General features: G+C 60.8%; 10 protein-coding genes. 4 read left to right on the top strand and 6 right to left on the bottom strand.

All coding sequences use genetic code 11. The annotated features are described in order from the left end of the window. Positions 1–83: 83 nt before the first annotated feature. Positions 84–569 (top strand): hypothetical protein, encoded by a 486-nt coding sequence (locus HY011_07000; GenBank protein ID MBI3422671.1) that lies wholly within the window; start codon positions 84–86, stop codon positions 567–569. Between the two features lie 86 nt (positions 570–655). Here the strand turns inward: HY011_07000 and HY011_06995 are convergent, their stop codons facing one another. Further along, positions 656–2,860 carry a FecR domain-containing protein gene (locus HY011_06995; GenBank protein MBI3422670.1) on the bottom strand — a complete coding sequence of 735 codons (2,205 nt, stop codon included), beginning with the start codon at positions 2,858–2,860 and terminating at the stop codon, positions 656–658. Between the two features lie 708 nt (positions 2,861–3,568). On the opposite strand from HY011_06995, the gene HY011_06990 reads away from it, so the two are divergent. After that, positions 3,569–4,021 carry a group 1 truncated hemoglobin gene (locus HY011_06990; protein MBI3422669.1) on the top strand — a complete coding sequence of 151 codons (453 nt, stop codon included), beginning with the start codon at positions 3,569–3,571 and terminating at the stop codon, positions 4,019–4,021. A gap of 294 nt (positions 4,022–4,315) precedes the next feature. Continuing rightward, the gene (locus tag HY011_06985; GenBank protein MBI3422668.1) at positions 4,316–4,771 is read left to right on the top strand and encodes a DUF3574 domain-containing protein; all 456 of its coding nucleotides are present in this window, start codon (positions 4,316–4,318) and stop codon (positions 4,769–4,771) included. Positions 4,772–4,933: 162 nt separating this feature from the next. On the opposite strand, the gene HY011_06980 is transcribed toward HY011_06985, so the two are convergent. Next, positions 4,934–8,092 (bottom strand): PD40 domain-containing protein, encoded by a 3,159-nt coding sequence (locus HY011_06980; GenBank protein ID MBI3422667.1) that lies wholly within the window; start codon positions 8,090–8,092, stop codon positions 4,934–4,936. Next, complete coding sequence (locus HY011_06975) at positions 8,079–8,663, bottom strand: sigma-70 family RNA polymerase sigma factor (protein ID MBI3422666.1); 585 nt, start codon at positions 8,661–8,663, stop codon at positions 8,079–8,081. The genes HY011_06980 and HY011_06975 overlap by 14 nt, the downstream gene beginning before the upstream one ends. Before the next feature lie 277 nt (positions 8,664–8,940). Here HY011_06975 and HY011_06970 point away from each other — a divergent pair, with 277 nt between their 5' ends. Then, entirely contained in the window at positions 8,941–9,576 is a 636-nt protein-coding gene (locus HY011_06970; protein MBI3422665.1) for a hypothetical protein, read from the top strand. A 118-nt stretch (positions 9,577–9,694) separates the two neighbouring features. Here HY011_06970 and murA read toward each other — a convergent pair whose 3' ends face one another. The 3 genes from murA to HY011_06955 form a co-directional block, all read right to left on the bottom strand. Then, positions 9,695–10,954 carry a UDP-N-acetylglucosamine 1-carboxyvinyltransferase gene (gene murA / locus HY011_06965; protein MBI3422664.1) on the bottom strand — a complete coding sequence of 420 codons (1,260 nt, stop codon included), beginning with the start codon at positions 10,952–10,954 and terminating at the stop codon, positions 9,695–9,697. A gap of 4 nt (positions 10,955–10,958) precedes the next feature. Further along, complete coding sequence (locus HY011_06960; GenBank protein ID MBI3422663.1) at positions 10,959–12,530, bottom strand: glycosyltransferase family 39 protein; 1,572 nt, start codon at positions 12,528–12,530, stop codon at positions 10,959–10,961. Between the two features lie 106 nt (positions 12,531–12,636). Then, positions 12,637–14,337: a GMC family oxidoreductase gene (locus HY011_06955; protein MBI3422662.1), complete on the bottom strand. Its 1,701-nt coding sequence runs from the start codon at positions 14,335–14,337 to the stop codon at positions 12,637–12,639. Positions 14,338–14,566 lie beyond the last annotated feature (229 nt).

The following is a 14,566-nucleotide window of genomic DNA, read 5'->3' as shown; positions in this document are numbered from 1 at the left end:
CGCGCACGAAATTGGCGGGCCTTGGTTGCGGCTCTGGCTCGTATCGAACTATTTGCTGCCCTTTTGCTATGAGGAGAACCCTGATGAAAAACGCAAAACAGATCACACTTACTTTGCTGGTATTGGCTGCACTGTTGTCATTGTGGCGCGGCGCTGACGGACAGCGTTCCAGCGGTCTCTTGCCCAACGTGCAAGCTGCACAAGAGAACCCCTTTGACCGCGCCCGCAGCAAATCATGCACATTAGGCACAATGCTGGGAGCGCACGGCTATTCATACAGCGGGAACGTGATGGGTTCCGCTATCGCCATTGCCGGCCCCATCAGCTTTGACCAGCAAGGCAATATCTCTGGCGCATATAACGGCACCTTGGGCGGCAAACCGTTGCAGGGGAATCTGAGCGGCCAGATCACTGTGAATGGCAATTGCACAGGCACCGTGCGCGTGGATTTGCCGATTGCCGGCGTCTCGGCCAACGGCACTTTTGTTATCGTCAACGATGGGAAAGAGACGTTTTTTACCGCCACCGATCTGGGCATTGCCGTGACCGGCACGACAAAAAAGCTGTAACAGCAATCTGTGTCACAAAAAAAGCGCCCCGGTTAAGTTTGCAACTCAACCGGGGCGCTGGCCTGTTTAACAGACAAGATTTGCGCTCAATTGTTCTTGCGCGTCGGCATTGAACGATCCGAACTGCCTGACGGTCGTTCCGGTTTAGACGGCGCATTTTCACGGGCAGGCGCACTCTCACGGGCAGGCGCACTTTCACGAGCAGGCGCGGAGCGTTCCGGCATCGAAGGCCGCTCTGCCCCACGCGCCGGACTGCTGTCACGGGCCGGACTGCTGTCGCGCGACGGACTGCTGTCACGGGGTGGCGTGCGGTATTCGCGCGGCGGTTCGCTGCGTTCCGGGGCACGTGGCGCTTCGGTACGTGCGGGCATGCGGCGTTCGACGGGTGGACGTTCGACACGTTCCGGCGCACGTTCCGGCCCGCGTGACGGCATGTCGTACCGGTCGTTGGAACGCGTAGGCGCCTCGGTGCGGCGCGGCGTTTCGCCATCGCCACGGGGCATGTTGCGGTCACGCGGCACGGCGGAACCTGAGCCTGTTTCGGTATTGCTGTTTTCCCGCCGTGGCATTGAACGGTCTTCGCTGGATGGCCGCGTCACGGCCGGGCGTTCGACACGTTCGACCGGACGATATTCCGGCGCGCGGCGCTCAGGCCGGGCGACACCTTCCAACACCGTTTCCCTGGACGAATTACGCGCCGGTATGGCGGCATCACGTGACGGCAAATTGCGTTCGGTCGTCACTTGCCCGCGTGTAGGCGCGTTCCCATCCAAACTATTGCGTGTCGGCATCCCCCCGCCATCGCTCACCGGCGCACGGCGCGCGGTGACTGGGGCGTCCAGGGCACGGGCCACGGACGAATTCCGCTCAACCGGCAACTGGCGCGCGATCTCGCGTTCCGTAGGCCGGAAAACATCATTGCGCGCCAGGGCCAACTCGCGCCCGCCACCGCGCCCTGTGTTACCGCTGTTCCCGGGGCCAGCATTGCCGCTGGCATTCCCAGTGTTGTCATCTGCTAACAAACGTCCGGAACCACGTGGCGGTACTGTGATGTTGTCGGCCACGACACGGGGCTGCGCGAAGCGGCGGCCTTCCATTCCGCTCACGGCGTTGGGCGCGTTGTAATTGCGCAAGCTGTCAAGCGAGCGCACGTGGTTCGTGTTGTTGACGATCACGGTGTTGTTGATGATCGTCGTGCTGCGTCCATAATAGCCGCCGCCCCAGCGTTCACCCCAACCCAACGGACACCAGCCCAGATAGCCGCGCCCGTCGCGGTAACCATCCCAATACCCGTTGCGATAACCGGCTCCGTAACTGCCGCCCCAGCCAAAGAAGGCGACCAAATGCGGCGACCAATCCCAGAAACCCACACCGACGTGGCCCACGCCGAAGTTGATGTAGGGCGTCCAGCACCAGCGGCTGCGATAGTAATTCCACCGCCCGTAATGATAGGGCGCCCAACCCCACGGCTCAGACGAAACCCACGTCCAACCCCAGTCGCCATACCAACGCCAGTAACCCGCACGATAAGGCGCCCAGCCGCCCGGCACGCCACGTGGCGACCAGACCCAGCCGTAATCCGGCGTCTCGAACCAATCGCCGTAATCATCCAAATCGTAAACGCCCGCCACCGAGGCCGGCACGTAACGCGTGCTGCGCCGACTGTCCGGGATGCTGCTGACGCGCGCATAAAAATCGTCGTCGCGCCGGTCGTTCCAGCGATCCCAGTTGTCTTTGTCGTTGAGCTTGGCGATTTGGTAATAGCCCGCATCGCGCCCTTCGATGATGATGCGGCGGCCGCTCTTGACCGGCACGGTGCCGAGTTCCTGGTTGTAAACTTCGGCCTGGCCCTTGCGCACGATGACTTCGGTCGTGCCGTCATCGCGCACGTTGACGCGGTAATTGCCTTCTTTCAGAAACGTGATGGCGACGGTAGGCGTGTCCACTTCAAAGTAGAGCGGGTTATCAATCGAACCGCTCTTCACGTCGTAAACCTGGAACTGCCGCCGGTCTAGGCTTTCTACGCGATAGGTGGCCGTGCCGATGGATTGGGCCAGTTGAATGGTGCTGGTGTTGAATTGCACGATGCGCAGGTTGGTGTCGCGATCAATGCGCGCCAGCGTGCCGCCGCTGAATTGCACTTCGGCGCGGCCATTTTTCGCGCTGTAAACCTGATCTTTCTCGTCGAGCGGCAGATTGACCGTAGCGTCGAACCAGTCGGTGGTTTTGTCATCGTTGGAACCACCCCGTTGATAACTGACATCGCCTTCGATCAAGCTGACGCGGGCCACCCGAATCGCCCTCTGAGGTTGAGGCTGCGGTTGAGCCTGTGATTGAGAGTGAGCTTGCGGCTGAGTTTGATCTTGGGCCAACGCGCACAGGCCGAGCGCCAGCAGCGCCAACGCTGCCACACTTGCTGACCTGACGGATCGGTTGGGGAAGAATCCCGAAAGCCTAGCCAGGAACTTCATAATGTCCTCCGCGCAAATCGAGCTCCGGCGGTGCGCCGGGCAACTCGAAGGTTGTTGTCAAAAGTCCTTTGCAGGAACTGCCTGGTTGGGGTGCTCATTGACTCGCGCTGCAAGCATTGTGCCGCCACACGGGTTGCCTCAGCAGGCGGGGATTCTAAGGCTTTTTTCGTGGCAGGGCGATAGTGCGGCGCGAGTTTTATCCCATATCGCATGGCGGGGCCAACTATATGGGGTGTGGGCTGTCCGCCAAACTGGCCGTTACGTTGACAGCTTGCTTAACACTCTTTACCCGGCAAGCGCACGCCGCAAACACCAAGCGCCTTACCCCGCAGCGCTGTTTGAACAGGTCACAGTCGCTGCGGCAACATCCGCAGTCGCGCCCGCAGCCACGTGCTCTCCGGGCAACAAAACCAGCCGCGCCGCGTGACCGTCTGAATCCGGTTGGTGGCGACGTTGCGTACCTTCCGGCGAAACCGCAGTTGCTTTGCGCAACCTTTAATACGATCAAACAACCGGAGGACGATCACGATGCGTAACTTTTTCAGGTCAGGAAAAACAGTATGGCTTTTGGCGGCGCTGCTTTTGTGCGGCGCGGCAGACCTGGCGCGCGCCCAACAAAAATCGCTTTATCAGCGCGTGGGCGGCTACGACGCGCTGGCGGCGGTGACGGATGATTTCATTGGGCGGCTGGCGGCAGACAAAGACCTCGGGCGCTTTTTCGTGGGCGCGAGCGAGAATTCGCAGAAGCGCATTCGTCAACTCGTGCTCGATCAATTGTGCGCCGCGACCGGCGGACCGTGCCTTTATATCGGGCGCGACATGAAGACCGCGCACAAAGGGCTGAAGATCACCGAGAAGGACTGGGACAGTTCCGTCAGGCACCTCACGGCCACGCTCGATAAATTCAAAGTGCCGAAGAAAGAAAAGGCAGAAGTCCTCGCCGCCATCGCCAGTCTCAAGCCAGACATCGTCGAACAATAGACATTATCGGGAATAGAAATTAACCACGGGGAACACGGGGATGAGGGGAAAGCATAAACGAACCAGCAAATCGTAACTCTTCTTCCGCACGTATTTTGCTCGATTGCCCCGTGCCCCCCGTGTTCCCCGTGGTTAGTCCGCAGCTTAACCCGATAAGGTCTAATGACTGATTGGCGCAGGCGCAGGATAATTTGCCAAATCGTTCCGCGCCTTTCAGAATCCTCAGCCGCGTCAGCCGCAGGTTGGACAACCTACGGCGCTTTTAACTCAAATTCACCAATTAGGAGAAACCTCATGAACAAACACTTGACCAACCACCTACTCATGCTGGCCTTGCTCGTCACAACGTTGTTCGCACCGGCTGGCAACGCCAAAACGCGCCCGGCCATGCGCATCGCCACCGCGCCGCCCGCCGCGCAACGCGCTGAAGTCTGGCGGCGCACAGAACTCTACTTCGGTTCGCAAAAGCCTGACGGGACGGTTGTGACCGAAGCGCAGTTCATGCAGTTCGTAGACACGGTAATCACGCCGCGCTTTCCCGATGGACTGACGGTGCTGACCGGCTACGGCCAATTCCGCAACTCGGCTGGCGTGATCGTCAAGGAACGCTCGATGGAGTTGATTCTGCTGTACCCGCCGCAAATGCGCGATGCCGACCGCAAGATCGAAGAGATTCGCACCGCCTACAAACAAACCTTCCAGCAGGAATCGGTGTTGCGCGTGGACAGTCTGGCGGCGGTCTCGTTCTGAGGGAAGGCGCGCCTGGCAAAACTGAGCAGGCTGTGACGGCGCAGGTGCGCAGGCTGCGCCGTCACCAGCTTTTGGCTATGTCTTCCTTGCGTCAGCCCGGCGCACCGCAGCTAATCACGCCTCCTGCATTCACCCACCGCGCGCGCCGAATGGTGGCGCACTTCAACGATCCACGTTCTCCAAAATCCAAACGCTCCCCGCGACTTCCATAATCGGCGCGACCAGCCGGTCAGCCGCCAGCGCCAATTCGATCTGCACCACGGTCGGCGGAATCATCTGGCCGGGGCTTTCAAAATTGGTCACGCGAAAGGCCTCACCCACAGGCTGGCCCGCTTGCGGATCAAAGCGCCGTCCCCACACATTGAAAAAGCCCGAGCGGTTAGAGATGAAATAGAACGCCTGGCCATCCGGCGACCAGCGCGGTTTATCGTCATAAAACTTGCCCTCGGTCAGCCGCACCCATGCGCCGCCTTGCGCCGGTACGGCATATAGCCCGGCGTCGCCCGCGTCGGTGCGGTTGACGCCGATGAAACAGACCCAGCGTTCGTCCGGCGAGAAACGCGCGTTGAAGGCGTCGTAAGCGGGACGCGCGGCGAGCAGTTGTTTTTGCGTCTCGGCTTGCGGCGCGGCGGCCAGCGGAAAAAGGAATAAGCCCCAGTGTTCCGGCGTCTGGCGTCCGCTGCTGGCGAGGATGGCGCTTTGATCGGCAGTCCAGTCCCAGGGCCACCCTTGGCGCGGGTGCGCCGCCGTGAGCACTTGTTCGTTATTGCTGTCTTCATTCAGCACCACGATGGCGTGTTCGAAGTTAAAGGTGTATTGCTGGCTGCGTTCGGGGCTGGGCGGACGGCTGCGCACATACGCGACACGCAACCCGTCACGCGACCAGCGCGGCGCCGAGCGCGTGTATTCATCGCCCGCCAATAACATTTTTTCGCTTCCATCTGCAAAATACTTTTCCCACAACTCGCGCTGCTCGGCGCGTTGCACCAGGAAGACGAGCTTCTTGCCGTCGAGCGTCAGATCGAAACCCTGCGTATTCAGCCCCACGGGCGTGACTGGTTGCCCCGCACCGCGCAACTGGCCGGTGGCGGCGTTGAATGGCAACGACCACAGCCGCGTGTGTTCGCTGCGCGTGGTGAACGCCAGTTTCTTTCCATCGGGCGAAAGCGTGATGTCGGTGTCCAGCCCCGCGCCGGTCGTCAAGCGCTCCGGCCCATTCGTCCAACGCAGGCTGGCGGGTTCGACTTCCACTTTCCAAAGATTGCGCACGCCGCGCGAAACGCCCTCGAAATACAGCGCCCGCCCCGTGCGCGCCCAGCGGAAATCGAACAGATCAACCGATGCTGTTTTGATTTGTGCCGCGACCTGCGGGCTGAATTCCGATTTGACGGGCGGGCCACTCGCCGGGGCCGCCAACGTCACCGTCCAAAAACTCAACCCTGCCTGATGATGTTCGCCCCAGAGCGAAAGCCGCTGCCCATCGGGATGCCAGGCCACGCGCAGCCGTCCGGGAAATTCACCGGTCAGTGACGCCAGCACTTCGCGCGGCGGCGCGCCGTCCAAGCCCACGACATAAATTTTCGGCGGCGCGGTGACGTTTTTCAGATTCGAACTGTAAAAGAGAAGCTGCGTGCCATCCGGCGACCATTGCGGGCGATAGCCGAAAGCCGCGACCTTGCGTTCGTTGCCGCCCAGCACCGGCACGACGAAAAGGCCGCCGCCCTCGCGTTCGGAACGAAAGGCCAGGCTGTTGCCATCGGGCGACCAATCGGGCTGCCAATCGTGCGCGGGCGTTTTCGTCACCTGCACCGGATTGCCGCCGCTGACCTGCTGCACCCAAATGTCGAAGTTGCCGCCGCGATCCGAACTGTAAGCAATGAAGCGGCCATCGGGCGACCAGGTCGGTTCGCTCTGCAAGCCCGCGCCAAAGGTCAATTGCGTCAGCGCGCGCTGCGTGGCGGGCGGCGTTGCGCCGGGCGCGCTTTGCAGCAAGCGGTACGCGCCATAGCCCAACGCGCTGATGACAACGAGCAGCGCGACAAGGCTGACCGCTACACCGCGCTTGTGTTGCAACAAGCTGGTCAGCAAAAACTCCGCGCTCGAAGCAGTCGTGACAGCTTCGCTCGGATTGGTCGTGACAGCGCGCTCACCGACAGGCGTCATGATGTTCGTCGTCAATCCGCTTTCCGGCATCACCGCGCCGCTGGCATAACTCGTTTCGGCCTGGCGTTCCAACTTTTGTTTTAGCCGCTTCAGATCGTCGCGCAATTCCTTCGCCGTTTGATAGCGCTCGTCGCGGTCTTTGCGTAGCGCCTTCGACACGATCCATTCCTGCGTTTCCGAAGCGTCCAGGCCGCTCAGCGCCAACGGCGCGGGTTCGCGTTCCAACAACGCCGCGATCACGTCGGCGGCGGTCGTCCCGGCGAAGGGTGCCTTGCCTGTGAGCATTTCATAAAGCACCACGCCCAGGCTGAACAGATCGGTGCGCGCATCCACTTTCACGCCGCGCGCCTGTTCGGGCGACATGTACGCGGGCGTGCCCATCACCAAACCTGGCGTGGTGGTGAAGGCCGAATGCGCGGCCTCTTCCGCGCTGTCCATGCCCGGCGCTTCGATCAGTTTCGCTAGGCCGAAATCGAGCACCTTCACGTAACCATCGCGCCGCAGCATGATGTTTTCGGGTTTGATGTCGCGGTGGATGATGCCGGCCTCGTGCGCGGCGCTGAGCGCGGCGCTGACTTGCATCGCCACGTCGAGCGCGGCGGCAATCGGCAAGCGGCCGCACGCGATGCGTTGGCGCAGCGTCTCGCCTGCGACGAATTCGGTGGCGATGAAATGCGTGCCGCCCGCTTCCGCCGAAGCTTGGCCGATTTCGTGAATGGTCAGGATGTTGGGATGATTGAGCGCCGAGGCCGCGCGCGCCTCGCGCACGAAGCGGCGCACGCGCGCTTCATCCTGGGTGAAGCGCGCCGGCAAAAGTTTGAGCGCGACTTTGCGATCCAGGCGGCTGTCCCGCGCCAGCCAGACTTCGCCCATGCCGCCCGCGCCCAACAAGGATTCAATCCGGTACGTGCCGAACTCGCGCCCGGCCAGCGCAGCCGCCTGCTCATCGGCCAGCATTTCCGCCGCCCATTTGACGGCGGGCGTTTCCAGAAAGCTCCCGGTCTGCTCTTCGTAAGCCAGCAAGGCTTCGACCTCGCGGCGCAACGCTTCGTCGTCCGCGCAGGCGTCCGCCAGAAACTCCGCGCGCGCGTTGGCGTCGCGCTCAAGGGCTTCCTGGTAAATGCGTTTGATTTGCAGGATTCGTTCAGGCTTGCTCACGGCTTTCGTTACTCAATTCGCGCAACAACCAGACCTTCGCCCATTGCCAATCGCGCTTCACCGTTTCGGGCGAGACGCGCAAGACCTCGGCGGTTTCTTCGATGCTGAAGCCGCCGAAGAAACGCAACTCCACGACCTTGCTCGCGCGTTCGTCCGCCGCGGCCAGCGTCTGCAACGCGTCATCCAGCGCGATCAGTTCCGCGCCGCGTTCGTTTGAAACGACCAGCGCCTCTTCCAGCGAAACCTGCTGCGCGCCACCGCCGCGTTTCTGGTACTGGCGCGCGCGCGCGAAATCCACCAGCACACGCCGCATCAGTTGCGCCGAGACGGCAAAAAAATGCGCCCGGTTTTGCCATTGCACACGGCTCGCATCAATCAGCCGCAAGTAGGCCTCGTTGACCAGCGCGGTCGTTTGCAGCATGTGCCCCGCGCGTTCGCCGCCCAGGTAACGGTGCGCCAGCCGGTGCAATTCGTCATAGACCAGCGGCATCAGCTTTTCCAAAGCCGATTCATCGCCGCTGTTCCAGGCGAGTAATAACTCGGTGACTGCTTGTGATGGGGGCGTTGCCATAGATTGTCACAGGATGTGCGATGCGGGCGGATTATACCCTGCCCGGCGCAGGCTGAAAATTTTTCTTCATGACATGACCCGGTTCGCCCGCGCTTTCCCGCCTATAGCAACGAGCCGCCAGGAGGCGCTCGTAACCGAGAACTTACAGCGGTTTTACTTTGGATGTGCAGGTAGCAAGGTGTAGGGCGGGTTACTAACCCGCCCTACACCTTGCGCGGCCCTGAACACACAACTTGAAACCGCTGTAAACAACGTATGACTTGGAGGTAACGTAACGATGCAACGCAGCAACATTTTCTTCGCACTTGCCATCACGGCATTCATGGCCCTCGCGTCCACCACCGGCTTCGCGCAAAACAACGGAGCGGCGGCCCTCAAAAAGCGTGTCGCGGAACACGTCGCCAGCGGCACGCCCGTGCCCCCGGCAGAGACGCTTGAAAGCGCCAACCCGGCCATTGAATTACCTTTCGCGCAACAAGGCGGCATCCTGGATATTGTTGAGCGGCAAAAGCGCGCCTTGCTGGGCACTTGGAGTCTCACCTTGACCTTCAGCGATGGTTCGTCAGTAAAATCCACGCTGAACGTTTTCCCAGGCCGCGATGACAACGAAGGTTCGGTGCTGCACGCCGCCGAAGCCTCGCTGCTTTTGCCCAATCCGACCACGCCGGAGCAAGGCGTCTGGCAACACGCGGGCGGCTTGCAATTCATCGCCTCGTATCGCGGCTATGCCGTGGATGCGACCTTTGAACATCCGGCCGGTACCGTCGGCTTCCGGCACGCCATTACCGTCAACTCCGATCAGGAAAGCTTCACCGGGCGCGCCGTGTTTGAAGTCAAAGACGACAAAGGCGCGGTGGTCTTTTCAGATAACATCACGACCAAAGGTACACGCCAGCGCGCCGTCGCTCCGTAATCAATCCGCCAAGCACAGCCGCCGCAACAGCGCTGCCAAAACGCAACGCTCACAAAGCAACGGGTGCTCAATCCATCGCTTTGTGCGCGTCTGTGTTTGCCGCCGCACTCGTGCGTGTTTAATTCTTGATGCGTTCGATCTCCGCGCCCACCGCCCGCAACTTCTCTTCGATCTTTTCGTAGCCGCGATCAATGTGATAGACGCGGTCAATCCAGGTTTCGCCCGCCGCCGCCAACCCGGCCAACACGAGCGAAGCAGAGGCGCGCAAATCCGACGCGATCAGCCGCGCGCCGGTGAGCTGGGTCTTGCCGTTGACGTGCGCCCGCGAGCCTTGCACGCGGATGTGCGCGCCCAGCCGCTGCAATTCACTGGCGTGCATGAAGCGGTTCTCAAAGATCGTCTCATTGATCTCGCATTCGCCCTCGGCCTGCGTCATCAGCGCCATGTATTGCGCCTGCATGTCGGTCGGAAAGCCCGGATAAACTTCGGTCATCAAATCCACCGCGCGCAAGGAGCCGTTGGCCGAAGCACGCAACGAACGTGCGCCGGTCTCTTCAATCTCGACGCCCGCCGCGCGCAGCTTTTCGATCACGGCGGTCAGGTGGCGCGACTCGCAATCCACGATGTCGAGTTCGCCTTGGGTAATGGCGGCGGCGATCAGAAAGGTGCCCGCCTCGATGCGGTCGGGAATGATGGCGTGCACCGCGCCCTGCAAAGCTTCGACGCCGGTGATGGTCAGCGTCGAGGTACCCGCGCCTTCGATGCGCGCGCCCATTTTGCTGAGTAGGTTGACGAGGTCTGTCACTTCGGGTTCGCAAGCGGCATTGGTCAGGCGCGTCACGCCCTCGGCTAGCGTCGCGGCCATCAGCACGTTCTCGGTGCCCGTGACCGTGACGGTATCAAAATGAATGGCGGCCCCGCGCAACCGTTCAGCCCGCGCAATGACCACGCCGCTTTGCAATTCGATCTGCGCGCCCAGCTTTTCGAGCGCGGCCAAGTGCAAATCAATCGGGCGCGTACCAATCGCGCAACCGCCGGGCAGACTGACGCGCGCCTCGCCAAAGCGCGCGACCAGCGGCCCCAGCACCAGCACCGAGGCGCGCATGGTTTTGACCAGTTCGTAAGGCGCTTCAAAGTTTTCGACTGTCGCGGCGTTGACCTGATGCGTGCGCAAGGCGGGCACCAGCACGGTCGCGCCCAGGTCTTCGAGCAGACGGCGCATGGTGATCAGGTCGCGCGTGTAAGGCACGTTGCTGAGCGTGATCGTTTCGGGCGTCAGCAAGGTCGCGGCCAAACACGGCAACGCCGAATTTTTGGCGCCGCTGATGGTGACACGCCCGCGCAAAGGTTGGCCGCCGATGATGCGAAATTGATCCATTGAGTTACTCCTGTGTTAAGGCCGCGGCCACAGGCTGGTACAACACCGCCACGGGTTTGCGCTGCGACCAGACCGGCTGCAACCAGGCAGGCGCTTTGGCCGGATCGCCGAGCGGTTTCAAGCCCTTGCGCTCTTTCATTTCGCGCTCGCTGATGAGCAGATAATCCACTGGGTTTTGCGCGAGCCAGGCGCGCAATTCTTCCGGCGACTTGACCTGGGGGAAGAAAATCCATTCGCCCCGGCACAGATACGCCAAATGCGGTTTGCGCGCCACGATGCGTTTGTGCGCCTGCGCTGTGCATGCGCCCGTGCTTTGCAAGTACGCCTGCACCGCCGTGACTTCGGACGGGTGGCTGTCGAGGAAGTCGCGCACTTCTTTGCGACTGCCCCGCACGGTGACGACAACCAACGCTGCCACGAGTGCCACGGGTAACAAGGCAAACGCTGGCTGCGTGAGCCAACCCCGTGCCCGTGCCAGTTCAAACAGCCTGGCCACCAAATAAACCGCCAGCCCCGCGCACAACGCCAGCACGAAAAAGTAATAGCGCGTCTCCCAATGATTGAGCGCCATCAACAACAGGTACAACAACCCCGCGCTCAGCAGCACCTGCGCCGCCTTGTTGCGCCGTTCGAGCGCCAGCAACAGGAGCAAGCCGCCCAGCGCCGCCCAGGCCAGCGCCACAGGCATTAGCGAAGTGCCGCCCAGGTTGCGCACGCTCTCCCACAAATTCACCGGATAGCGTTTGAACAATTTCAGCGGATCGTAGCGCAGCACATCGCCAAACGAGTGAAAGCGCGCTTCCAAGGCGCGGGTGGCGTCCTGATTGACCTCGCCTTTGACCAGTTCGGGATAAAACTCGGTGGCGATGTTGAGGTAGTTCGTGTTGTAGAGCGGCGCGCCATGATGTTTCGCGTTGTAGTAAAACCAGGGCAGCGCCACCAGTACGAACAGCCCGGCAAACAGCGCCACCTGCCGTACACGTGCGCGCCACGTCAATCCGAACAAATCAAACACGACGATGCCCAGCAAACACGCCGCCAGCAAAAACAGCCCGTTGTAGCGCGTCAAATAACTCAAGCCGGTCAGCACCGCCGCCCCACCGATGCGCCAGCGCCGCGCTAACTTCTCATTCGTAAACACCACCAGCGTCGCCAAACACAGCGCTAGAAAAAATACATCGGTTGTCGCGCTGATTGAGAATTGCGGAAACTCTCCGCTCGCCACGGTCAGCAATTGCGCGCCCACGCCCACCCAGAAACCACACACTTGCGCAAACAGCCGGAACACCAGCCACCCGCACAGCACCGCGCACACGACCGACAACCACTTGCCCACGGTAAACAAAGCGCCGCCCAATCCGGTCAGTTTGCCGAGCAGGGCCAAGGCCGCCGGGTAACCCGGCCCTTGATAGGTATTGACGGGAAATTGCCCCGCCGCCAGCCGTTCGGCGTCGGGGGCAAAGAAGTGATAGAAATCGGTTTCGGTCGCGTAGGTGCCAAAGGGATGCTGGCGTGCCAGCAAAATCAGCAACACCAGATGAACGGCACAGAGAATGAAAGGGAGTGCGCGCTTCATAACTCAAAAGGCAAAAGGCAAAAGCAAAAGGCAAAAATGAGGAACTGCTTTTCGATTTGAAAGCTGCGTTCCGCACTTTTGCCTTTTGCTTTTTGCCTTTTGATTTCTACAGATTTCCTTTCTTGCGCTCGGCCAGCAAATACTCCGCCGCCCGCCACGAGAGCGCCATGATCGTCAGCGTTGGGTTTTTGTGCGTGCCCGAAGCAAACGACGCCGCGTCGGTCACGAACAGGTTTTTGACATCCCACGCTTGATTGAAGGAATTGAGCACCGAGGTTTTCGCATCGCTGCCCATGTGCACCGTGCCCATTTCGTGAATCGAATGGCCCGGTTTGTCCGGCGCATCGGGCAAGGTGACTTCCGTGGCTTTGGCGGCGGCAAACAACTCTTCATAAGTTTGCCGGATGTATTTGTACATGCTCCGCGCGTTGTCATCCACGGGGTGGTGAATCTTGAGCACGGGGCTGCCCCATTTGTCTTGCACCGTCGAGTCGAGGTCGACGAACTTGTCCGGGCCGGGCAGCATTTCGCCGTGACAGGCCAGCGAGACGCGCGTGCCCTGCCAGCGGCGAATCTCTTTTTTGAAGGCTACGCCCAGACCCCGTATGCGCTTCGGGTTCTTGTCGGGCCGCATCCGTTGACGCGCCGAAGGCTCGATCTGAAAGCCGCGCACGAAATCACGCTTTTCCTGCGGACGGAAGTAACCGAACCACGGGATGATGATGTGCGAACCGCCGATGCCATCGCCCTCTTCGCGTTCTGAAAAACTGAGTTCGGGCAAGAAGGCCTGCGCGCCCGCGTCCAAATGCTCGATGAAGTTTTTGCCGATCAGGCCGCTGGAATTGGCGATGTTCGACAACAACAAGAGCCGCGTCGTTTCGAGCGTGCCGCACCCCAGCACGACGGCGCGCGCTTTGATTTCGCGTTCGTGGCCCGTGGTCTTGTCAATGTAGCTGACACTGCTGGCCAGCCCTTTGCCATTCAGGTTGACCTTGTGCGCCATCGCATTGGGAATCAGTTTGAAGGTGCGCGGGAATTTATTCAGCAGTGGCTGTATCTGGCGCGACGTCGAACTGTAAAACGAATCGGTCTCGCAGCCATCATCGCAACCGGCGCAATAATGGCACTGCGCGTAGCCTTTATAGGCTTTGGTCATCATCGCCCGCCGCACGCGCATGGTGCGAATGCCCAATTTCCCGGCGGCTTTTGTCAGCAAATGATCCGGACACTTCAGCGCCGCCGGGGGCAGGAAATTGTCCCCGTCCGGCAGATCGGGATGATTCTCTTTGGCCCCGCACACGCCCATGAAAATCTCGGCCTTGTCATAGTAAGGGGCGAGGTCCTTGTATTCGATCGGCCAATCCAAGCCCTGACCGTCCAGCGAACGCATTTTGAAATCCGCTTCGTTAAAACGGTTGGCAAAGCGCCCCCAAAACATCGTGCGGCCCCCGACATTGCGCGCGCGCATCCATTCGTAGGGCAAGTCTTTCGGGGTTGTATATGGTTCATCCGGGTTGGACCAAGGCGCGTAAGCGTTCGGGCCGAAGATGTATTTCTTGCGCATCGCATCGGTCGGCGATTCTTCGGTTTTCAGGCCACGGTGGGGATCCTCGTAAGGGAAGGGTTCGTGGTAGGCGAAATCCACCATAGGCTCGCGTTTCGGCCCGGCTTCGAGCATCGCGACGCGCAACCCGGCATTGACCAGCACCCAGGCCATCGTGCCACCCGCCGCGCCAGAGCCGACGATCACAGCGTCATACACGGGTTCTGGGCGAGCAACAGGGACTCTTTTCTTTTGGCTCCACATTGGGACAATCCTTTCCACTAATTAGTGTCTTTGCGTATTTCGGAATGCATGATTCAGTGATGAGCGGCGTTTGTATTGTAGTTTTGCGTCCGCAGGCTTGTCCAGATGGCGGAAAGATTCATTCACGTCATGCCTGTGCGATGAGCAGGCCGCTCTTCACAGCCTTGGCCCACAGCCGAATAAGTTCACACCCGCCTCTCACCAAGCGGCCCGCTTGCCGGACAACTTG

It is taken from the genome of Acidobacteriota bacterium, assembly GCA_016196035.1.
In the GTDB taxonomy this organism is placed as follows: domain Bacteria; phylum Acidobacteriota; class Blastocatellia; order RBC074; family RBC074; genus JACPYM01.
This window is presented reverse-complemented; position numbering and strand designations above follow the sequence as displayed.